The following is a 22,148-nucleotide window of genomic DNA, read 5'->3' on the forward strand; positions in this document are numbered from 1 at the left end:
TGTATAGCTCATTCACCGCAGGCCGCTGGATCAGCGCTGGCCTTGGCGGGGAGATTCACACAATCAATGACGCATCTTGTTGTATTTGCCTGATTGACCATAGCTGCTAACGTCCCCAAAGCTCCGCTTTCATCGCAACATCAAAAGCGGCCGGACCACTCAGGTAAGAGGACAAGAATAATGCAACCTGATTTCTGGAATGACAAACGCGCAGCCGGGGTTCCCAACGAGATCGACCTCACAGCCTATAAATCGGTGATCGAAGTCTTCGAGCGTTCCTGCAAGACCTTTGCCGATCGTCCGGCGTTCAGCAACATGGGGATCACCCTGACCTACGCCGAGCTGGATCGGCGCAGCGCCGCGTTCGCCGGTTACCTGCAGTGGCACACCGACCTCAAGCCGGGTGACCGCATTGCCGTGCAGATGCCCAACGTCCTGCATTATCCGATTGCCGTTTTCGGCGCCCTGCGCGCCGGGCTGATCGTGGTCAACACCAACCCGTTGTACACCCCGCGGGAAATGCGTCACCAATTCAAGGATGCCGGCATTCGTGCGCTGGTGTACCTGAACCTGTTTGGCTCGCGTGTTGAAGAAGTCAGCAAGGACACCGAGATCGAATACCTGATCGAAGCGAAGATGGGCGACTTCATGCCCGCTGCCAAGGGCTGGCTGATCAACACCGTGGTCGACAAGGTGAAGAAGATGGTCCCGGCCTATAACCTGCCGCAAGCCATCTCCTTCAAGCGCGCCCTGCGCATGGGCGCCGGCCAGGCACTCAACCGCCACCCGGTGACCCTCGACGACATCGCGGTGCTGCAATACACCGGCGGCACCACCGGCCTGGCCAAGGGCGCAATGCTTACCCACGGCAACCTGGTGGCCAACATGCAGCAAGTGCGGGCGTGCATGTCGCAACTGGGGGACGACGGCCATCCGCTTATCAAGGAGGGGCAGGAGGTGATGGTGGCGCCGCTGCCGCTGTACCACATCTATGCCTTCACCGCGAATTGCATGTGCATGATGGTATCGGGCAACCACAACGTACTGATCACCAATCCCCGGGACATTGGCGGCTTTATCAAGGAGCTGAAAAAGTGGCGCTTCACCGGGCTGCTGGGGCTCAACACCCTGTTCGTGGCCTTGATGGACCACCCGGACTTCAAGAGCCTGGATTTCTCCCACCTCAAGCTCACCAACTCCGGCGGCACCGCACTGGTCAAGGCCACGGCCGAGCGCTGGCAGCAACTGACCGGCTGCGCGATTGGTGAAGGCTACGGCTTGACCGAAACCTCACCGGTGGCCAGCACCAACCCCTATGGCGGCAAATCGAAGCTGGGCACCGTGGGCATTCCGGTGCCGGGCACGGCGATGAAGATCATCGACGACAACGGCGCGGAGCTGCCGCTGGGCGAGCGGGGCGAGCTGTGCATCAAGGGCCCGCAAGTGATGAAGGGCTACTGGCAGCAGCCGGTGGCGACCGCCGAGACCCTGGACGCCGAAGGCTGGCTCAAGACCGGCGATATAGCGGTGATCGACCCGGACGGCTTTGTGCGCATCGTTGATCGCAAGAAGGATCTGATCATCGTCTCGGGGTTCAACGTGTACCCCAACGAGATCGAAGACGTGGTGATGGCGCATCCGGCGGTGGCCAGCTGCGCGGTGATCGGCGTACCGGACGAGCGTACCGGCGAGGCGGTGAAGCTGTTTGTGGTGGCCCGTGCCCAAGGCGTGAGCCTTGAAGAGCTGAAGACCTACTGCAAGGCCAACTTCACCGGCTACAAGGTGCCCAAGCACATTGTGTTGCGTGAGTCGTTGCCGATGACGCCGGTGGGCAAGATCCTGCGGCGCGAATTGCGCGACATAGCCTGATTTGAAATAGGCCACAAAAATGTGGGAGCGGGCTTGCTCGCGAAAGCGGTATACCAGTCGACATATCCTGTGACTGACACTGCGCTTTCGCGAGCAAGCCCGCTCCCACATTTGGTTTTTATTCATTCAGTTTAAATGCGTAGAAGCCCATTCCAGAGCCCTTTCTTGGCTTATAGAATCTTTGCTCTAAAAATGACCATTAGATATTCTTGAGTCATGTTTATGACCGTAGGGGCCTCTTTTGGCTCTAGGCGGCCCTTGGCAAAGCTGCTACTCTCGGCGCGCTTTGTGACCTCTTGGCCTGCTTTTAACCGCCAGACTCACCCAAAAACAAACAAATAATAATCGCATCAAATGCGATGAATGAATTCGCGTCGCTGAGGAGTGGGCTTCCATGATCGAAGACTTTTGGAAGGATAAGTACCCCGCCGGGATTGCTGCAGAAATCAATCCAGACGAGTATCCGAATATTCAGGCGGTACTGAAGCAGTCCTGCCAACGCTTCGCCAACAAACCGGCTTTCAGCAACCTGGGCAAGACAATCACCTACGGTGAACTGTACGAACTGTCCGGCGCCTTCGCCGCTTACCTGCAACAGCATACCGACTTGCAGCCCGGTGATCGAATCGCCGTGCAACTGCCCAACGTCCTGCAATACCCGGTCGCCGTGTTCGGCGCCATCCGTGCCGGCTTGATCGTGGTCAACACCAACCCGCTGTACACCGCGCGGGAAATGGAACACCAATTCAACGACTCCGGTGCCAAGGCCCTGGTCTGCCTGGCCAACATGGCGCACCTGGCTGAAAAAGTCGTGCCCAAGACTTCCGTCCGGCACGTGATCGTCACCGAAGTCGCCGACCTGTTGCCGCCGCTCAAGCGCCTGCTGATCAACAGCGTCATCAAGTACGTGAAGAAGATGGTCCCGGCCTATCACTTGCCCAAGGCGATCAAGTTCAACGACGTATTGGCCAAGGGCCACGGCCAGCCGGTGAACGAAGTCAGCCCCGCCAGCGACGAAGTCGCCGTGCTGCAATATACAGGCGGCACCACGGGCGTGGCCAAGGGCGCGATGCTGACCCACCGCAACCTCGTCGCCAACATGCTGCAGTGCAAGGCGCTGATGGGCTCCAACCTGAATGAAGGTTGCGAGATCCTGATTACCCCGCTGCCGCTGTACCACATCTATGCCTTCACCTTTCATTGCATGGCGATGATGCTGATCGGCAACCACAACATCCTGATCAGCAACCCGCGCGACCTGTCGGCGATGGTCAAGGAACTGTCGAAGTGGAAGTTCAGCGGCTTTGTCGGCCTGAACACCCTGTTTGTTGCCCTGTGCAACAACGACGCCTTCCGCAAGCTGGATTTCTCGGCGCTGAAGGTCACCCTGTCAGGCGGCATGGCCCTGCAACTGGCGGCGGCCGAGCGCTGGAAAGCGGTCACCGGCTGCTCCATCTGCGAAGGTTACGGCATGACCGAAACCAGCCCGGTGGCCACCGTGAACCCGATCCAGAACATCCAGATCGGCACCATCGGCATTCCGGTGCCGTCGACCCTGTGCAAGGTCATCACCGATGACGGCGTCGAGCTGGCGCTGGGTGAAGTGGGCGAATTGTGCGTCAAGGGCCCGCAAGTGATGAAGGGCTACTGGCAGCGCGAAGACGCCACCGCCGAGATCCTCGACAGCGAAGGCTGGCTGAAGACCGGTGACATCGCGATCATCCAGCCGGATGGCTACATGCGCATTGTCGACCGCAAGAAGGACATGATTCTGGTCTCCGGTTTCAACGTCTACCCCAACGAGCTGGAAGATGTGCTGGCGACCCTGCCGGGCGTGCTGCAATGCGCGGCCATTGGTGTGCCGGACGAGAAGTCCGGGGAACACATCAAGATCTTCATCGTGGTCAAGCCGGGTGCCAGCCTGACCAAAGACCAGGTGATGGAGCACATGCGCGCCAACGTCACCGGCTACAAGGTGCCCAAGGCCGTGGAATTCCGCGATGCGCTGCCGACCACCAACGTGGGCAAGATCCTGCGCCGCGAACTGCGGGATGAAGAACTGAAAAAGCTGGGTTTGAAGAAGTAAATCGGCCCCAACAAAAAGCCCCGCAGATGCGGGGCTTTTTATTGAACGCTGATCCGGCCACTTGGAATGCAATCCAAATGTGGGAGCTGGCTTGCCTGCGATAGCGGTGGGCCAGTCAAAGCAGTGTTAGCTGACCCACCGCTATCGCAGGCAAGCCAGCTCCCACAGGTTTAGACCGTATTCCTACAGTGCGAACTGCGCGAAGCTCACACCGGCACCGGCCGGGCGTACGTCCTTGAGGAACGAGTCCTTGTCGGCACTCAGCTCCAGGGTAATCTCCGGCTTGCGCTTGCCGGCATTGCGCACCACCAGGCCTTCCAGCTTCTCGCGCAGAAACACCGTTGGCACCTTCAGGTGCAGCAACTGGTCGCTCTCGGCGTTGTGCATCAACAAGTGGATCCACTCGTACTGGCCCACGGCAATCCGGCCCACCGGCAGGTCGAACCACCAGATGTTGCGTTTGCGGTCCAGGTCGGTGAAGTGGCAGTTGTTGACACCGAGTACGGCACCGCCCAGTTCCTGGTTTCTGCGGGCAATGGCCTGTGCTTTATTGAGTTTCATAACCTTCCTACGGGATCTGTTACCCAGCGCTTGCGCCTGGATGTGCCCGGCATTCTCGTGGGTTGGCCGCAAAACATAAAGCCAAACCTGTACGGCGCGATGAAATGCCGCTGAAAAAATAATTGAAACTCTCTGGAAAGGCCAAGGGTCAACGTTTACGTAGTGACCAAAATCCTTGATTGTTCCCAGGAGAAATACCATGAGTAGCACATCGGATAAGGCAAAAGGTTTAGCGAACGAAGCCGTAGGCAACATCAAGCAAGGTGTTGGCAAAGTCACCGGCAACGACAAGTTGCGGGCTGAAGGCGTGGTTCAGGAAAAGAAAGGTGAAGTGCAAAAAGCAGTCGGCGACACCAAGGACGCAGTAAAGAAAGCGGTCAAATAGTCCCGACCTGGCTGCCTGCACTCCAGCAGCCCGACGGCCATCCACGGATGGCCGTTTTTGTGTCACCTGCAGTGATTAAAGTTTGGAAATTGTTTCAAGGTCGCCAAATAAGCTACCTTGATGTAGAAAACGGCCCCTGAGTCGCCCACGAACTCAACTTTTTGCGGCGAAAGGAGACGCTATGATTTTTCCGGTATTACAAGGCTTGCCCCTGCACAAAGTGCTGGTGCGCACTGTCACAGAGTTCCTCGATGACGAGATGCCTACGTACGCCTCGGCGCTGGCCTACCAGATGCTGTTCTCGCTGTTTCCCTTCCTGCTGTTCCTGATTGCCCTGATCGGTTTCCTGCACCTGCCGGACTTCTTCACCTGGCTGCGCATGCAATCGGAACTGGTATTGCCGCCCCAGGCCCTGGAGCAGGTCAACCCGGTGATCGACCAGTTGCAGCAATCCAAGGGTGGCCTGTTGTCGGTGGGTATCGTGATCGCGCTGTACACCGCCTCGGCGGGTGTGCGCCTGATGATGAGTGCGATGAATGCCGCCTATGACGTGGTGGAAGGCCGACCGATCTGGAAGCGCTTCCCGCTGTCGATTTTCTACACCGTAGGCTTCGCCGGCATGCTGTTGGCCGCCGCCGCCTTGATGGTGCTCGGGCCCCAGGTGATGGAATGGCTGGCGGGGCAGATCGGCATGCAGGAATTCGTGGTCACGCTGTGGACCATCCTGCGTTGGCCGCTGATCGTCATCCTGTTGATGTTCTCCGTGGCCTTGATGTACTACGTGATGCCTGACGTGAAGCAGAAGTTTCGCTTTATCACACCGGGTTCGGTGCTGGCGGTGGTGGTCTGGATCATCGCTTCCCTGGGTTTTGGCTACTACGTCAAAACCTTTGCCGACTACAACGCCATGTATGGCAGTATCGGCGCGATCATTGTGCTGCTGTTGTACTTCTACATCTCGGCTGCCGTGCTGTTGCTGGGGGCGGAGATGAACGCGGTGATCGAACACATGTCGGCCGAAGGCAAGGATCCTGGTGAAAAGGACTTTGGCGAGCACGACGAAAAAAAGCATGTCTCAGGCCTTGGCCGCGACCCTTCCCTCAAGCCCACTACCGATGAAGTCTGATCGATGATCCGTGAAATCCTGAAAATGGGCGATGAGCGCCTGCTGCGTATTGCCCCGCCGGTTCCGCCGGAAATGTTCGACAGCCCCGAGCTGTGGCAGTTGATTGATGACATGTTCCAGACCATGGAACACGTCGGCGGCGTCGGCCTGGCCGCACCGCAGATTGGAGTGGACCTGCAACTGGTGATCTTCGGTTTCGAGAGCAGCGAACGCTACCCGGACGCGCCCGCCGTGCCCCAGACCATCCTCATCAACCCGCTGATCACGCCCCTTGGCCCGGTGCTGGAAGAAGGTTATGAAGGGTGCCTGTCGGTGCCGGGCTTGCGCGGGGCCGTGGACCGTTACCAGCAGATTCGCTACGAAGGGTTTGACCCCAAGGGCGAGCCGATTGTGCGGATTGCCGAAGGCTTTCACGCGCGGGTGGTACAGCACGAGTGCGATCACCTGATCGGCCGGCTGTACCCGTCGCGGATTACCGATTTCAGCAAGTTCGGGTTTATCGAAGTGATGTTCCCGGATATGGATCCCACCGCAGACGAATAACCCTCAGGCAAAACACACCTCAAACTGTGGGAGCGGGCTTGCTCGCGAAAGCGGAGTGCCAGTCACCGAAGATATAGACTGATCCACCGCATTCGCGAGCAAGCCCGCTCCCACATTTGTTCTGCGTGCATTCAGCTTATTTTGCGGGCTTCACAAACCGCAACGTCATCCGGTCCGACTCACCAATCGCCACATACTTGGCCTTGTCCTTTTCCCCCAACGTCAACGCCGGCGGCAAGGTCCAGACCCCATCCGGGTAGTCCTTGGTATCTTTCGGGTTGGCATTCACCTCGCTCTGCCCCTCAAGCTTGAACCCCGCATCCGTCGCCAGTTTCACCACATACGCGGTGGTCAGGTAACCGCTGTGCTTGATGTCTTCCAGCGATGCCCCGTCCTTGGCCCGGTGATCCACCACCCCCAGCACGCCGCCCGGTTTCAACACCTTGAAGAACGCCTCGAACATCGCCGGCGCCGTATCCGCCATCACCCAGTTATGCACGTTGCGAAAGGTCAGCACGGTGTCGGCCGAGCCAGGCTTGCCCAGCACCGGAGCCTTGGGGTCGAACTCGGCGAAGCCGGCCTTGGAATAATGCACCGGGTCTGCGGCGAATTTCTTTTTCAGGTTTTCTTCTGATGTACGCGCGTAGGCACTGCTGTTCGGCGCCTGCACGGCAGCGATGTAGTGGCCGTTATCCTTGAGCAGCGGCGCCAGCAGCTCGCTGTACCAGCCGCCACCGGGGGTGATTTCGATCAGGGTCTGGTTGGCCCGCAGGCCAAAGAACTCCAGGGTCTGCTGCGGGTGACGATACCCATCACGCGCGCTGTTGGCCGGCACGCGCCAACTGCCGGCGAGCACGGTTGCATACTGCTCGGCGGAAACCGGCGCTTCGGCTGCCTGGCTCAAGGCCGGGGCGAGGAGGGCTGCAAGGGATAAGGCTGCAAGGGTCGCTTTCATGATCATCCTGTAATGGGCCGCTGGTGCCGCCGAGGCTAGCACGGGGCCCACAACGGCTGATCACACTTTATTGAAGGTCGACCTCACCAACGATTCTAAGCCCATGGCGATCATGGGCTTGTTGCGTTTGTAGCGCACCAGGCGCTCCGACAAGGACTGCGGCAGCAACGTGTCCTGGGTAAAACCCAGGCGTTGATAAAAGCCTTCCAGGTCCGGATGGCACAGCAGCCACACCGTGCCTTCAACGCTTGCGACCGAGGCGCGAATCAATTGCGCCGCCAGCCCCTGGCCACGCAGCGCCGGGTCGACAAACAGCCCGGTCAACCACTGCCCACCCACCACCGGCGTCAGGCACAGGCCCGCGACAATCTCGCTGCCCCTGGCCACCCACAACTGGCCACCCTTGAGGGCCTTCATCGGTGAGTTATGGCTGCGATAGAACTTGTTCAGCAGCGGCCACAACGGCTCTGCCAGTCGGTCGATGTGAAACTCGGGCATGGTTTTCAAACACGCGAATCCAGGGGGCGCAGATTATAAGTCGGGCAAAGCGCCTTCTGTTGGGCAATCGGTGTTATACCCAGTGTTACATCCCCTGTAAGTGGAGCACGCATCATGGCCAAAGGTCTGAATTCCAAGAAAGCTGACAAGAAGAAACCGGCAAAGACCGCCGATGAAAAACGCGCCGAGAAAAAGGCCAAGAAAACCGACAGCAACCTGTTCGGTCATTAAGTTCTAAGCTAAGCACCAAACGATCTGCAAGATTTTCCCGCCCCATTGCACAGAGCAGGATGAAGCCGACTTTTTCGTCGGCCACGCCTGCCCTGAGCTGCCGATGTCCAACTACCTTGATGAAACCCAGCGCCGGGAAATCGAAGCCCTGGCCCAGACCTTTACCGCCCGCACCGAGTGGCCGACCTGGCTGCTGTTGATCGGCGTCTATGCCGGCTGGTTTGCGGTGATCCTCGCCAGCCACTGGCTTGGCCTGTGGCTGAGTACCGCACTGTTGATCCCGCTCGTGACGCTGTGGATGTCCCTGCAACACGAACTGCTGCACGGCCATCCCACCCGCTTCACTGCTTTGAACAAACTCCTCGGCTACGCACCGTTTGCCGTCTGGTACCCCTACACCCTGTACCGCAACTGCCACCTGGTGCACCACAACGACGAAGACCTGACGGTGCCCGGTGTCGACCCGGAAAGCCGCTACCTGAATCAGCGGCAGTGGGACGACAGTTCGCTGTTCGAGCGCACCTTGCATTGGCTGACCAAGACCGTCCTGGGGCGCTTCCTGTTGGGTTCGCCGCTGGCGCTGTGGAAGCTGGCGCGCAACGAGGTCAGACGCCTGCGCGAAGGCCAGCGCCAGGCGTGGCTGATGTGGCTGAGCCATGGCACCGTGACCGTGCTGATGCTGACCTTCATCGCCCACTACAGCGTGCTGCCGGTGTGGCACTACGTGGCGCTGGTCAGCGTGCCGGCCTTGTCGGTGGCGGCGATCCGTTCCTACTATGAGCATCGCCCGCACCCACAACCGGAACAGCGCACGGTGCTTAACGAAGCCGCCTGGCCGTGGACCTGGCTGTTCCTCAACAACAACCTGCACCTGGTGCATCACGACTTGCCGAAGCTGCCGTGGTATTTGCTGCCCACCGTGTACCGCGCGCGCCGCGAACAATGGGTGGCGCGCAGCGGCGGGTTCCTGGTGCAGGGTTACGGCCAGTTGATCGGCCGTCACGGGCTCAAGGCCATCGACAGCCCACGGCACCCCTTTGCTTGAGAGACGACCATGAGTGACCGCTACGCCGAACTGCTGATGTACGTGGCGCCGCAGCAGGTGCAACAGGCCAATGAGCGCTGGCTTTCGCGCATCCTTGAGCGCCTGGGCGCGACCCGCCGCAAGGCTGATCATCTCGACCTTCGCAGCCTGTGGCGCGCCCCGCAATTGCTGCTGACGCAAACCTGCGGCTACCCGCTGATGACCGAGCTGCGCGGGCAAGTCCAGGTGATTGGCCGCCCGCGCTACGAACTGCCCCACAGCAGCGGCGGCCAGCATTGCAGCCTGCTGCTGACCCGCGACGACAATCCCCGCGTTGCCTTGGCGGACTTCCAAGACAGCCGCGGCGTGATCAACGGCCATGACTCCAACAGCGGCATGAACCTGCTGCGCGAACGCCTGGCGCCGCTGCAGCAGGGCGGTCGGTTCTTTGCCGAAGTCGGCATCAGCGGCGCCCATCGCGAAAGCCTGCGATGGCTGCGGGAAAACCGCGCAGACCTTGCCGCCATCGACAGCGTGACCTACGACTACCTCGCCCGTTTTGCGCCAGAGGAAGTGGCCGGGCTGAGGATCGTCACCCGCAGCGCGCCCAGCCCGACGCTGCCTTACATCAGCGCGTCGGGCTCAAGTGAACACCTGCGGGAGGTCATGAACCTGGCCTTGCAGGATCTGCCCGAAGTGGTGCAAACCCTCGGCGTACACGAAGTGCTGCCCGCCACCGAAGCGGATTACCAGGTGCTGCTGGAATACCGGCAGCAGGCGGAAGCCTTGGGTTATCCACGCCTCCAATGATCGTTCCCACGCTCCGCGTGGGAATGCATCCTGTGACGCTCTGCGTCACGATTTCAAAGCAGACGCAGAGCGTCCAAGGCGGCATTCCCACGCAGAGCGTGTGAATGATTGGTTATATAAAAATACCTTTTAAATATTATTAAAGAATAAGCAGCCTTGCTAGGATCGCTCCACCGGAACACCGGACATAACGCGCAACCTACTCAGATGGAGCCACTATGTCCGGCGCCGACACTTCTCACAGCGATTACGTGGGCGGATTGTTCCGCAGTCATTACGACTGGCTGTGCGGCCGTTTGCACCGCCATCTCGATTCCCGTGCCCACGCCGAAGACATCGCCGCCGACACCTTCGTCCAACTGTTGAGTTCCCCGGGCGTGGCGCCGATCCGCCAGCCACGCGCCTTGCTCACCACCATTGCCCAACGCCTGATGTACCAGCTGTGGCGTCGCCGTGACCTGGAGCGCGCCTACCTCGACGCCCTCGATCAGGACGAAACCTCGCCCGCGCCATCCCCTGAGGATTTGGCGCAGATGCTCGAAGCCCTGCAGGCCATCGACCAGTTGCTCGACGGCTTGCCGGCCAAGGTCAAGGCGACCTTTCTGCTGTCGCAACTCAATGGCCTGACCTACCCGGAAATCGCGGCCGAGCTGGGCATTTCCCAACGCTCGGTCAGCGACTACATGACCCGTGCCGTCAACCGCTGCCTGCGGCTGTGCCTGGAATGAGCGACGACCTGATCGACAGCGCCACTCGCTGGGTGGTGTTGCTGCGCTCCGGCGAGGCGAGTGCCGCCGACTGGCAGCGTTATCATCAGTGGCGCGCCGCAGACCCGCGTCACGAAGCCTTGTGCCAACAACTGGAAACCCGCCTCGGTGTGTTTCAAATTCCGCAGGCCCAAGGCGTCAGCGGCAAGGTATTGCAGCAGGCACTGGACGCGCCATCCAGCCGCCGCACCGTATTGCGCGGTGCCCTGGTGGGCGCTGGTCTGATGCTGGGCGCCGGTTGGCTGGCCCGGCCGGTGGTGGAGGATTTGACCGCCGATATCCGCACCGGCACCGGCGAACGGCGCACTGTAGAGCTGGCGGATGGCAGCGAGTTACTGCTCAACGCCCGCAGTGCCGCCGACATCCAGTTCGACCCACAACACCGCGTGGTGCGCCTGCGCGATGGCGAGTTGCTGGTGAAGATTGCCAGGGACAGCAACCGACCGTTTTTCATCCAGACCGATCAAGCTCGACTGCATGCCTTGGGCAATCGCCTGTTGCTGCGCGAGCGCGAAGGGCAGGGCCATGTGGTGGCGCTCAACGGCGCCCTGGAGATCGACGGCCAGAACGGCGAACGCCTGCAACTGGAGGCCGGGCACGAGGTGACTTACGACCGCTTCGGCTTCGGCCCGGTGCTGGCCAGTTCCTCGGGGGCGACGGCGTGGATCGACGGTTTCCTGCAAGTGCGCGACCGCCCGCTGGTGGAAGTGATCGACGCACTGCGCCCGTATCACAACGGTGTGCTGCGCCTCGATCCGGCGGTGGCAGGGTTGCGGGTCAGCGGCCTATACCGCCTCGACAATCCCGACCAGATCCTCGACACCCTGGCACGCACCCTGCCGATCCACATCACCCGCCGGACCGGGTTGTGGGTGACCGTCAGTGCCGCCTGAAAACGGTTCACCTCGGTCAATGTGGGAGCTGGCTTGCCTGCGATGCGAGCACCTCGGCCTCGCAGATGTACCGCAGCGATACCATCGCAGCCTCGCTAAAGCTCGACAGCTCCCACAGTTGACCGCGTCGTTTCCGAATGTCGGTTCTAACGACATAACCAAACGATCTGCAAGTTTTGCCCCGGCCATCCCACATCACTCCCGTAAGCGCTGCGGGGAGCAGCGCTCAGGAGTTTCCTTGGGGGGAGCCAACGTGAGCCCATTCAACCGTACACCGCTTCGAACCTTTGCCCTGGTGCCGTTGGCCAGTCTGTTCCTGTCTTTCGCTGCCAGCGCCGAAGACGCGCGACAGGTCTACCACATCGCGCCCGGCCCGCTGGACGAAGTGCTGCTGAACATCAGCCGCCAGAGCGGCCAAGTGATTTCCTTCACGCCGCAGCTGGGCAATTATTCCTCGGCGCGGGTCGACGGTTCGCTGTCGGCGCAACAGGCGGTAGACGCCGCGCTCAAGGGCACCGGCCTGCAAGTCCAGGTCAGCCCGGACGGTGCATTCATCATCAAGGAAGGCGCCAAAGTCGCGCCTGCCAGCAACAGCATCAAGGCGCAAACCGCCGAAGCCCAGGCGCCGACCCTCGACCGTGTGGTCGCCATCGGTACCCGTCGCAGCGACGCCACGGCCCTGACCAGCAGCGCCCCGGTGGATGTGATAAACGCCGAGGAACTCAAGCAAACCGGCGCCACCAGCCTTAACCAGGCGCTGTTCCAACTGCTGCCCTCGTTCAACTTTCCACAGAACAACAGCGCCACCCGCGGCCAGGATCCGAAAGGCGCCTCCCTGCGCGGCTTGTCCCCGGACCAGACCCTGGTGCTGATCAACGGCAAGCGCCGGCACACCTCGGCGGTGGTGAACATTTCCGGTGGCGTGCCGTTCATTGGCGCGCAGCCGGTGGACCTCGACATGATCCCCATCAGCGCCATCGACCACGTTGAAGTGCTGCGCGACGGTGCCTCGGCGCAATACGGTTCGGACGCGGTGGCGGGGGTGGTCAACATCGTGCTCAAGGAGCGCGACAGCGGTGGCGGCATCAACACCCAACTGGGCAAATACGCCCAGGGCGACGGCTTCAGCAAAACCACCGATGGCTGGTACGGCATCGGCTTGCCGGGGGATGGTTTCCTGACCCTGAGCTTCAACACCCTGAACAACAAACCCGATGACATCGGCGACAAATACGTCGCCGACGGCCAGGTACAAGACCCGCGCTGGGGCGGTGCCGGGCGCGACAAATACAACCTGGCGGCCAACGCCGAAATCGGCCTGAACGACCAATGGCGCCTCTACAGTTTCGCCACCTTCGGCCAGGACACTTCGGTAAACAACACGCCGCCGCTGCTGGCCAGCAGCCCGAACAACGTGGCCGGGATCTACCCCAACGGCACCATCCCGAAATACCGCTATCGCTATGAAGACGGCGCCGTCACCGTCGGCACCCGCTATGAAGACGAGAGCATCGGCCGCTTCGATTTGAGCGCCACCTATGGCCGCGACGAGCACGACGAACTGGCTTTCAACACCGTCAACCCGAGCTACGGGATCAACAGCCCGACCAAGTTCAACGTCGCCACCCTGGTCAACGACCAGACCAACATCACCCTGGATTACGCCAAGGATCTGAACGTCGACTGGTCGAGCCATCCACTCACCGTTTCAGCGGGCGTCGCCTACCGGCATGAGCAATACCGGCTGGAGGCCGGCGACTACGATTCCTATTCCTACGGTGGCATCGACGGCGTGCAGGTTGGCGCGGTGCAGGCTTCGGGCCTGACCCCGGATGACGCCGGCACCTTCAAGCGTGATGTGGGCGGCGTGTATTTCGGCCTGGAAAACCAGGTCACCGACAAGCTCCAGGTGGGCATTGCCGGGCGTACCGAGCACTACTCGGACTTCGGTTCAGCCACCACCGGCAAACTCTCGGCGCGCTATGACTTCACCCCGAAAGTCGGCCTGCGGGCCACGGTCAACAATGCCTACCACGCGCCCAGCCTGGGCCAGATCGGCACCTCCTGGACCACCACCACCAACCTCGACGCCAACGGCAACCCGGTGCTGACCCGCATGCTGCCGGCCGACAACCCGGCCGCCCGTGCCCTCGGTGCGCAGCCGCTGAAGCCCGAGAAGTCCACCAACTTCTCCCTGGGCCTGGTGCTGCGCCCAACCGACCAGGCCTCGCTGACCATCGACGCCTACCAGATTTCGATTCGTGACCGCCTGCTGTTCAGCGGTGGCATTTCCGGGCCGCTGGCCGAGCAGATCCTCAAGGACGCCGGCTACGGCCAGTACTCCTGGGCGCAGTTCATGACCAACGCCGCCGACACCCGCACCCGTGGCGTCGACATCGTGGGCAAGTACAACCTGGACCTTGAGCAGTTCGGCAACCTGAACCTGTCGGCGGGCTACACCAAGGCCCGCACCACCATCGAGAAGGTCCACGAAAACCCCAACGGCTTCGAAGTGCTGACCCGTGAATCCCGTGGCTTCCTGGAGCACGGTTACCCGGAAGACAAGCTGGTGTTTGGCGCGGTCCACAAGCTCAACCAATGGACCATCGCCCTCAACGAAACCCGTTACGGCAAGTACCGCAAATATGCGTCCAGCGAAGCCAACGCCCAGTACGACCAGACCTTCGGCGCGCAATGGACCACCGACCTGGACGTGAACTACGCCTTCACCAAACAACTGCGGGTGTCGGTGGGCGTCAACAACCTGTTCGACAGCAAGCCTGACGACTACAACACCCGTTTGCGCCAGACCCCGGGCCAGCAATACAGCTACCTGTCGCCGACGGCGCCGGAAGGGGCGTTTTACTACACGCGGCTCAGTTATGACTTTTAAACCCTGATGCAAAACCTGTGGCGAGGGAGCTTGCTCCCGCTGGGGCGCGTAGCGGCCCCAAGCACTTTGGGCCTGCTGCGCAGTCCAGCGGGAGCAAGCTCCCTCGCCACAAGAGCACTCTTCATGGAATCACCACGAGGTAACACATGAAAACAATCAAGAACCTGCTCGGTGGCTCGCTATTGGCACTCACCGTCCTGGCACAATCAGCCACGGCCGCCGAACCTGCCAAACCGATCCACTTCGGTGACATCACCTGGGAAAGCGGCAGCCTGATCACCGAAGTGCTGCGCCTGATCGTCGAGAAAGGCTACGGCCTGCCCACCGACACCTTGCCCGGCAGCACCGTGAGCCTGGAGGCCGCCCTGGCCAAGGACGATATCCAGGTGATCGGCGAAGAGTGGGCCGGGCGCAGTCCGGCGTGGGTCAAGGCCGAAAGCGAAGGCAAGGTGTTCGGCCTGGGCGACACCGTCAAAGGCGCCACCGAAGGTTGGTGGGTGCCGGAATACGTGATCAAGGGCGACGCCGAACGCGGCATCAAACCCCTGGCCCCGGAGCTTAAATCCGTCGCCGACCTGGCCCGCTACAAAGACGTGTTCCGCGACCCCGAAGACCCGACCCGTGGGCGCTTCCTCAACAGCCCCACCGGCTGGACCTCGGAGATCGTCAACAGCCAGAAGCTCAAGGCCTATGGCCTGACCGACAGCTACGTCAACTTCCGCACCGGTTCCGGCGCGGCGCTGGATGCCGAGGTTGCATCCTCGATCCGTCGCGGCAAGCCGGTGCTGTTCTACTACTGGTCGCCGACGCCACTGCTGGGGCGCTTCAAGTTGATCAAACTGGAAGAACCACCGTTCAACGCCGAAGCCTGGAAGACCCTGGCCGACGCCAACAACCCGCACCCCATCGGTACTCGTTCGATGCCAGCGCACCTGGCGATTGGCGTGTCGGCGCCGTTCAAGGCGCAGTACCCGCAACTGGTGACGTTCTTTGAAAAAGTCGACCTGCCGATTGACCTGCTCAACGGCATCCTCGCGCAAATGGCCGAGAAACGCACCGCGCCGCGCCAGGTGGCCGAAGCGTTCCTGAAAGAACAGCCGCAGGTCTGGCAGCAATGGGTGCCGGCGGACGTCGCGGCCAAGGTCAAGGAGAGTCTCTGATGCGCAAGCTCATCGCAGCCACACTGCTGGCACTGTGCGCCGGGCCGCTGCTGGCGGCAGAACCGGCCACCCTGCGCGTCGGCTACCAGAAAAGCTCGGTGAGCATGGTGCTCGCCCGTGAGCATCACCTGTTCGAGCAAGGGTTGCCGGGCACCAAGGTCGAGTGGATCGAATTCCTCGGCGGCCCGCCGCTGATCGAAGCCCTAAATGGCGGCAGCATCGACATCGGCAATATCGGCGACATCCCGCCGATCTTCGCCCAGGCTGCCGGCATCGACATTCGCTACATCGGCGTCGAGCCCAATGACGGGCGCACCGAAGCCATCCTGCTGCCCAAGGACAGCACCGTGCAAAGCGTGGCCGAACTCAAGGGCAAGCGCGTGGCGTTGCTCAAGGGTTCCAGCGCCCACAACCTGTTCCTCAAAAGTTTGCTGCGTGCCGGCTTGCAGTGGAAGGACGTGAACGTGGTGTACCTGTCGCCCTCCGACGGCCGTGCCGCGTTTGAACAAGGCAAGGTCGACGCCTGGGTGGTGTGGGACCCGTACTACTCGGCGGCCGTGGTGGACGGTTCGGCGAAGGTGCTGGGGGATGGCCAGGGGCTGAACCCGGCGGGCAGTTTCTTCATCGCCAGCGGGCCGTTTGCCAAGCAGCACCCGCAGGCGATTGCGGCGATTCTCAAGGTGTTTGCCCAGGCGCAGCGGTTGTCGCTGGACCAGCATGACGAAAGCGTCGCGCTGATGGCCAAGACATTGGGCTTGCAGCCGGCGGTGGTGGAGAGTTACTTCCAGCACCGCTCGCCGACGCCGAGCCGGCCATTGGAAGCGGTGGATATCGCCAACCAGCAACGTACGGCCGACGCGTTTTTTGCCAACGGCCTGATCCCGAAAAAGGTCGATGTGCAGCAGGTTGTGTTCAAGGCTCCATAACTTGATCCCTGTGGAGAGGGAGCTTGCTGTAGGGAGGGAGCTTGCTGTGGCAAGGGAGGTTGCTTTAGGGAAAGAGCTGTTGTGGCGAGGGAGCTTGCTCCCGCTGGGCTGCGTAGCGGCCCCAAAAAAAAGCGGGAGCGCTGCGCACTCCAGCGGGAGCAAGCTCCCTCGCCACAGCAAGCTCCCTCTCTACAACAAGCTCCTCACCACAACAAGCTCCTTCACCACAACAAGCTCCCTCCCCAAAGCAATCTCCCTCACCCCATAAAAGCATCTTCAGCATCGACCTTCGCAACCCATCAGTGAGCAGACCATGCAACCGATCTACATCGACTTCCTCAACGGCCTGGACATCGACGAACTGGCCCTGACCAACGACGAAATCCTCAACGCCATCGAATCCAGCCTGGCGATCCAGGGCCGCAGCGAGGCGGTGATCGAGCCGCGCATGCACCTGATTCCCGGCGGTGAAATCAACGGCCACTTCAACGTGCTGCGCGGTGTATTGGGCGGCGCAATCGGCTACGCCGGGGTCAAGGTGGTGGGCGACTTTGTCGATAACTACCGCAAGGGCCTGCCCTCGGAACTGGCGATTCTCAACCTGCTGGACCCGGCCACCGGCATCCCCAAGGCCATCCTCGACGCCTCGGCGATTACCGACATGCGCACCGGCGCCGTCACCGCCATCGGTGCCAAATACCTGGCCCGTCCCGACAGTAAAGTCCTCGCGCACATCGGTGCCCGTGGCACGGCGTATTGGAACGTGCGGCTGCTGGACCACCTGTTCGACTTCGACGAAATCCGCGTGCACTCGCGCCGCAGTGAAAGCCGCGAAGCCTTCGCCGAACGCCTGCGCCGCGACCTCGGCAAGCCGGTGATTGTCACCGACGACTGTGAGTCCACGGTGCGCGGCGCCGACATCGTGGTGGAAGCTTCACGCCTGGATCAGCCGCAACCGTTGCTGCACACCGAGTGGATCAAGCCCGGTGCCTTCGTCGTGCCCTACGGCACCATGAGCGCGGTGGAACTGTCGTTGACCGACATCATGCACAAGCTGGTGGTGGACGACTGGGGCCAGTGCAAGGGCGGGATGTTCGGCGCATTGCGCGCCCATGTCGACGCCGGAAAACTCAGCGCCGAGACCTTGCATGCCGAGTTGGGGCAGATCGTAGCCGGCTTGAAGACCGGCCGGGAAACCCCCGAGGAAACCATCCTGTTCTGGCACCGTGGCTTGAGCCTCAGCGATATCGCCCTGGGCCACGCACTGCTGGAAAAATCCAGACGCCTGGGGATCGGCCAGCGGTTGCGCTGGGCATGATTCACTTCGATCCCGCCGGTTTGACGGTTGAGGATTTGCTGTCGATTGCCCTCCAAGACGCGCCGGCTGACTTCAGCGATGCGGCCCGCCAACGTATCGACGAAGGGCATCGACTGTTGCTGCGCCTGGTGGCTGAAGGCACGCCGATTTACGGGGTGACCACCGGCCTCGGTGCGGCGGTGGATACGCAGGTTGCGCCGGTGCAGGCAAACATTCCTTTGGGGCGTGCGGTGGGCGTTGGCCGCCTGGCCAAGCGTGAGGAATTACGCGCGATCACCGCAGCCCGCTTGGCCGGGTTGGCCCAGGGGCGTTCGGGTATTTCGCCGGGTGCGGCGCAGGCGCTGTTGGCGTTACTCAACTGCGGCATGGAGCCCGCGGTGCCGTTGCTCGGCTCGCTGGGTGAGAGCGACCTGGCGCCGTTGGCGCATTTGAGTCTGGCGCTGAACGTGCCATTGACGGGCAAGGATGGCCTGGCGCTGGTGTCGGCCAACTCCGCGAGTATCGGCCTTGGCGCGTTGCTGGTGGCCGAGGCCGAACAGGCATTGCAGGCCATGTTGGCGGGGCTGGCGTTGTCGTGTGAAGGCTATCGGGCCAACCTCAGTCCTTTCCAGCCGTGGGCTTCGCGGTTGCGTCCGGCGCCGGGGCAAAGCGGGCAATCAGCGGCGTTGCTGGAATTGCTGGCGGGCGGCGAATTGGCCGATAACCCGCGCCGGCTACAGGACCCGCTGAGCTTTCGCTGTGCCACGGTGGTTCAAGGCGCGGCGCAACAGGCAATGCAGGCGTTGCGCGAGTTGATCGAACTGGAACTGGCCAGCGGTGCGGACAATCCGGCGTTGATCAGCGAAGACGCGTTGGTGCTGGCCACGGCCAATTTCGACAGCACCCATCTTGCGCTGGCGGCCGAAGGCTTGGGCCTGGCGTTGAGCCGTGTGGCGGTGTGCAGCGCCGAGAGGATTGCCAAGTTGCTGTCGCCGGCTTCCAGTGAACTGCCGCGCTTTCTGATCAACCAGCCCGGCCACGTGGGCATGGCCGCCTTGCAGCGCACCGGTTCGGCGTTGGTGGCGGAGATCGGGCACTTGGCCAATCCGATCCCGGCGGTGAGCGTGCCGGTGGCTGATCGCGTGGAAGATTATGCGGGGCAGGCGCTGGCGGTGGTCGAGAAAACCCGGCAACTGGTGCAGCGCGTGGTGTGGCTGGGCAGCATTGAGTTGATCGTGGCGGCGCAGGCGGTGGACCTGTGCGGCACGGTTCAACTGGGGCAGGGCACCCGGCGTATTCATCAGGCGGTGCGCCGCCAGGTGGCGCAACTGGATCAGGACCGTTCGGGGTCGGTGGATGTGTTGGCGTTAAGTGCATTCATCGAAAACGATGGCTTGAAACCCATTCTCTAAACCAATGAAGACCCAATGTGGGAGCTGGCTTGCCTGCGATAGCGGTGTTGGATTCACCATCGCTATCGCAGGCAAGCCAGCTCCTACAGATTGATCGCATTTCAGGTCATGGATTTTCAGCGGCCAGGGCGGCAATCACCGCCGGCCGCTCACCGACCCGCTGCTGAAACTTCGCCAACGCCGGCCACTGCTGCAAGTCGATATCAAACAACCCCGCCCAGCGCAGCACCACAAACAGGTACGCATCCGCCACCGAGTACTGCGCGCCCAGCAGGTAATCCTGGCGCTCCAGGGTCTGTACCAGAATCGCAAAACGCTTGAACAACGTGGCCTTGAACAGCGCCTTCACCTCATCGGGAATCGCGTCCTTGAACAACACACCCAGCCCGCCATGAATCTCGCTGGAGACAAAGTTCAGCCACTCCTGCAAACGCACCCGCTCCCAGCTGCCATTGGCCGGCGCCAGGCCCGCTGCGGGTACCCGGTCGGCCAGGTATTGCAGGATGGCCGCACCTTCGGTCAGTACCTCGCCGTTGTCCAGTTGCAGTGCGGCCACATAGCCCTTGGGATTGATCTGCAGGAAATCATCACCGTCAGCCGTGAGCTTTTTCTGGTTGTCGACGCGAATCAATTCAAACGGCAGGGCCAATTCCCGCAGCGCGATATGGGAGGCGAGGGAACAGGCATTCGGGGAAAAATACAGCTTCATCGGGGCAACTCCGCAGGACAGTTGCCTTCAGTCTCGTGGGCATGGCACCTTGGGTAAAATTAATCTTTCAGAATCCTGCCATAAGGACAGCTACTGCCATGATGAACCTGATGCACTGGCGCCTGCTGGTGGCCGTGGCGGACAACGGCAGCATCACTGCCGCCTCCGAACGAGTGGGCATGACTCAGTCCGCCGCCAGCCAGGCGATGGCGGCCATGGAGGCCAACCTCGGTGCGCAGTTGTTTGTGCGTGAGGCGCGTCAGACCGTGCCTACCGCCCTGGGCCTGCAAGTGATCGAGCAGGCGCGGGTGATGTTGGAAGCGTTGCAGGCGATTCGCACCACCGTGGACGAAGCGCGGCCGATGCTGCGTGGGACGATTCGCATCGCGAGTTTCCCCATGGTGCTGGCGGTGTTCCTGCCGCCGCTGCTGCGTCGGTTCAACCAGCTTTACCCCGGCATCGAGGTCACGGCCCTGGAAGTGACCGACGATGAAGTGAACACCTTGCTCGACGCGAATCTGATCGACCTGGGCGTGGTGCTCAACCCGCCGTCCGAGCGCAATGCCGCCGTGCTGGGGCGCGATAACTGGGTGGCGGTGCTGCCGATGGCCCACGGGTTTTCCCGGCGCCCGGCGCAGGCAACGGTCACGCTGGAAGAGTTGGTGGAGCAACCGTTCGTGCTTGCTACCGGCGGCTGCACCGTCAACGCCCGCAGCCTGGCGCAGGAAGCCGGCCTGGTGCTGCGCGAGGTGCGGGTGGAAGTGCGCGAATGGAACAGCGCTTTCAGCCTGGTGCGTGAAGGCGTGGGAGTGACGCTGGTGCCCGAGATGACCCTGCCGGCCCAGCGCCAAGGCTTGCGCATCATGCCCCTGGCGGAGCCGGTGCATCGCGAGTTTGCGTTGGTGACATCACGCCACCAACCGCCCTCCGCAGTGGTTAATGCTTTGTTGCAAATGCTGGCTGACTAGTGGCCTTGCATAGCGCCAACGCCTGTCTATGCTCACCCAGAACCGTTGATGACGCTCGGCATATAAAGCGTTTTGGATAGGTTTCTCCATAAAGGTCTGCGATCCAGATTCAAACCGTGAATGGAATGCGCCCGCGTGGGCGTCGGGAAAATAAAGGGTGATCTGACATGTTCAACCGCCAACACAAATCCGACCTGCTGGAAATCGAACGTTTCTCCTGCGCCCTTACCGAAGCCAAAGCCAAATTGGCCGCCATCAGCCGTTCCATGGCAATGATCGAGTTTGATCGCGACGGCATCGTGCTGGATGCCAATGAAAATTTCTGCAAGACCATGGGCTACCGCGCCGAAGAAATTCGCGGCAAGCATCACCGGATTTTCTGCGAAGAGGCCTACACCCACACCGACGCCTACGCCAAGCTCTGGCGCGACCTGGCGCGGGGCGAGCCCCTCAGTGGCACCTTCATGCGGTTGAACAAGCATGGTCAGGAAGTGTGGCTGGAGGCCAGTTACATGCCGGTAATCGGTGCCGACAACCAAGTGCAGAGCGTGATCAAGGTGGCCTCGGACATCTCGGCGCGGATTCACCGCGAGCATGAAAACCAGAGCTTGATCGACGCCATCGGCCGCTCCATGGCGGTCATTGAGTTCACCCCGCAAGGCCAGATCCTGAATGCCAACGACAACTTCCTGAAGACGGTGAAGTATTCCCTCAGTGAAATTGTCGGCCAGCACCACAGTCTGTTTTGTCATCGCGGTGAGACCGATTCGCCGGCCTACAAGGCATTCTGGGCCTCGCTCAATCGCGGCGAATATCACTCTCACCGGTTTGAGCGCAAAGACAAATTCGGCCAAACGCTGTTCCTGGAAGCCTCCTACAACCCGATCTTCGATGCCAACGGGCGCCTGTACAAAGTGGTGAAGTTCGCCAGTGACATCACCGACCAGGTCACCACCTTGCGCACGGCTGCCGACTCGGCTCACGCCACCTCGGTGCAAAACGACGCCTGCGCCCGCAAGGGTTCGGAAGTGGTGC

Annotated in this window: 19 protein-coding genes and 1 pseudogene; 16 read left to right on the plus strand and 4 right to left on the minus strand. The window is 61.5% G+C overall.

Features of this window, described 5'->3' with window-relative positions:
* The first annotated feature begins 180 nt into the window (after window positions 1-180).
* Both fadD2 and fadD1 read left to right on the plus strand, forming a co-directional pair.
* Window positions 181-1,869 carry a long-chain-fatty-acid--CoA ligase FadD2 gene (gene fadD2, locus HX807_RS06495; RefSeq protein WP_003213039.1) on the plus strand — a complete coding sequence of 563 codons (1,689 nt, stop codon included), beginning with the start codon at window positions 181-183 and terminating at the stop codon, window positions 1,867-1,869.
* Between the two features lie 394 nt (window positions 1,870-2,263).
* Window positions 2,264-3,955: a long-chain-fatty-acid--CoA ligase FadD1 gene (fadD1, locus tag HX807_RS06500; protein ID WP_003213041.1), complete on the plus strand. Its 1,692-nt coding sequence runs from the start codon at window positions 2,264-2,266 to the stop codon at window positions 3,953-3,955.
* Window positions 3,956-4,138: 183 nt separating this feature from the next.
* Here the strand turns inward: fadD1 and HX807_RS06505 are convergent, their stop codons facing one another.
* On the minus strand, window positions 4,139-4,516 hold the full coding sequence (locus HX807_RS06505; RefSeq protein WP_003213043.1) for a hypothetical protein: 378 nt from the start codon (window positions 4,514-4,516) through the stop codon (window positions 4,139-4,141).
* Window positions 4,517-4,715: 199 nt separating this feature from the next.
* On the opposite strand from HX807_RS06505, the gene HX807_RS06510 reads away from it, so the two are divergent.
* The 3 genes from HX807_RS06510 (at window position 4,716) to def (ending at window position 6,570) form a co-directional block, all read left to right on the plus strand.
* Window positions 4,716-4,901, plus strand: a complete 186-nt coding sequence (locus tag HX807_RS06510) for a CsbD family protein (protein ID WP_003213044.1) — start codon at window positions 4,716-4,718, stop codon at window positions 4,899-4,901.
* Window positions 4,902-5,082: 181 nt separating this feature from the next.
* Window positions 5,083-6,027 (plus strand): YihY/virulence factor BrkB family protein, encoded by a 945-nt coding sequence (locus HX807_RS06515; protein ID WP_017475750.1) that lies wholly within the window; start codon window positions 5,083-5,085, stop codon window positions 6,025-6,027.
* Window positions 6,028-6,030: 3 nt separating this feature from the next.
* Window positions 6,031-6,570 (plus strand): peptide deformylase, encoded by a 540-nt coding sequence (def, locus tag HX807_RS06520; protein WP_177049531.1) that lies wholly within the window; start codon window positions 6,031-6,033, stop codon window positions 6,568-6,570.
* Window positions 6,571-6,706: 136 nt separating this feature from the next.
* Here def and HX807_RS06525 read toward each other — a convergent pair whose 3' ends face one another.
* Both HX807_RS06525 and HX807_RS06530 read right to left on the minus strand, forming a co-directional pair.
* Window positions 6,707-7,525: a class I SAM-dependent methyltransferase gene (locus tag HX807_RS06525; protein WP_177049532.1), complete on the minus strand. Its 819-nt coding sequence runs from the start codon at window positions 7,523-7,525 to the stop codon at window positions 6,707-6,709.
* A 60-nt stretch (window positions 7,526-7,585) separates the two neighbouring features.
* Window positions 7,586-8,023 (minus strand): GNAT family N-acetyltransferase, encoded by a 438-nt coding sequence (locus HX807_RS06530; protein ID WP_177049534.1) that lies wholly within the window; start codon window positions 8,021-8,023, stop codon window positions 7,586-7,588.
* Between the two features lie 334 nt (window positions 8,024-8,357).
* Between HX807_RS06530 and HX807_RS06535 the strand changes: the two genes are divergently transcribed.
* The 9 genes from HX807_RS06535 (at window position 8,358) to HX807_RS06575 (ending at window position 19,436) form a co-directional block, all read left to right on the plus strand.
* Complete coding sequence (locus HX807_RS06535; RefSeq protein ID WP_003213058.1) at window positions 8,358-9,299, plus strand: fatty acid desaturase; 942 nt, start codon at window positions 8,358-8,360, stop codon at window positions 9,297-9,299.
* 9 nt (window positions 9,300-9,308) lie between these two features.
* Window positions 9,309-10,088 carry a phosphate/phosphite/phosphonate ABC transporter substrate-binding protein gene (locus HX807_RS06540; protein ID WP_102369758.1) on the plus strand — a complete coding sequence of 260 codons (780 nt, stop codon included), beginning with the start codon at window positions 9,309-9,311 and terminating at the stop codon, window positions 10,086-10,088.
* Between the two features lie 218 nt (window positions 10,089-10,306).
* The gene (locus tag HX807_RS06545) at window positions 10,307-10,816 is read left to right on the plus strand and encodes a sigma-70 family RNA polymerase sigma factor (protein WP_003213062.1); all 510 of its coding nucleotides are present in this window, start codon (window positions 10,307-10,309) and stop codon (window positions 10,814-10,816) included.
* Window positions 10,813-11,748: a FecR domain-containing protein gene (locus HX807_RS06550; protein WP_177049536.1), complete on the plus strand. Its 936-nt coding sequence runs from the start codon at window positions 10,813-10,815 to the stop codon at window positions 11,746-11,748. Before HX807_RS06545 ends, HX807_RS06550 begins: the two co-directional genes overlap by 4 nt.
* Window positions 11,749-12,001: 253 nt before the next feature.
* The gene (locus HX807_RS06555; RefSeq protein ID WP_177049538.1) at window positions 12,002-14,641 is read left to right on the plus strand and encodes a TonB-dependent receptor; all 2,640 of its coding nucleotides are present in this window, start codon (window positions 12,002-12,004) and stop codon (window positions 14,639-14,641) included.
* A 146-nt stretch (window positions 14,642-14,787) separates the two neighbouring features.
* Window positions 14,788-15,801, plus strand: coding sequence for an ABC transporter substrate-binding protein (locus HX807_RS06560; protein WP_003213067.1), 1,014 nt, complete (start codon window positions 14,788-14,790; stop codon window positions 15,799-15,801).
* The gene (locus HX807_RS06565) at window positions 15,801-16,727 is read left to right on the plus strand and encodes an aliphatic sulfonate ABC transporter substrate-binding protein (RefSeq protein ID WP_008431606.1); all 927 of its coding nucleotides are present in this window, start codon (window positions 15,801-15,803) and stop codon (window positions 16,725-16,727) included. The genes HX807_RS06560 and HX807_RS06565 overlap by 1 nt, the downstream gene beginning before the upstream one ends.
* 313 nt (window positions 16,728-17,040) lie before the next feature.
* On the plus strand, window positions 17,041-18,045 hold the full coding sequence (locus HX807_RS06570) for an ornithine cyclodeaminase family protein (RefSeq protein WP_177049540.1): 1,005 nt from the start codon (window positions 17,041-17,043) through the stop codon (window positions 18,043-18,045).
* Window positions 18,042-19,436, plus strand: a complete 1,395-nt coding sequence (locus HX807_RS06575) for an aromatic amino acid lyase (protein WP_177049542.1) — start codon at window positions 18,042-18,044, stop codon at window positions 19,434-19,436. Before HX807_RS06570 ends, HX807_RS06575 begins: the two co-directional genes overlap by 4 nt.
* Window positions 19,437-19,542: 106 nt before the next feature.
* Here HX807_RS06575 and gstA read toward each other — a convergent pair whose 3' ends face one another.
* Complete coding sequence (gene gstA / locus HX807_RS06580) at window positions 19,543-20,145, minus strand: glutathione transferase GstA (protein WP_008431610.1); 603 nt, start codon at window positions 20,143-20,145, stop codon at window positions 19,543-19,545.
* A 98-nt stretch (window positions 20,146-20,243) separates the two neighbouring features.
* Between gstA and HX807_RS06585 the strand changes: the two genes are divergently transcribed.
* Together HX807_RS06585 and HX807_RS31925 are read left to right on the plus strand one after the other, a co-directional pair.
* The gene (locus HX807_RS06585; protein ID WP_177008465.1) at window positions 20,244-21,113 is read left to right on the plus strand and encodes a LysR family transcriptional regulator; all 870 of its coding nucleotides are present in this window, start codon (window positions 20,244-20,246) and stop codon (window positions 21,111-21,113) included.
* 272 nt (window positions 21,114-21,385) lie between these two features.
* Window positions 21,386-22,009, plus strand: a pseudogene (locus HX807_RS31925) (PAS domain-containing protein); the annotation flags it as partial.
* Between the last annotated feature and the right edge of the window lie 139 nt (window positions 22,010-22,148).

This window comes from Pseudomonas sp. D8002 (genome assembly GCF_013385695.1).
Lineage (GTDB): Bacteria > Pseudomonadota > Gammaproteobacteria > Pseudomonadales > Pseudomonadaceae > Aquipseudomonas.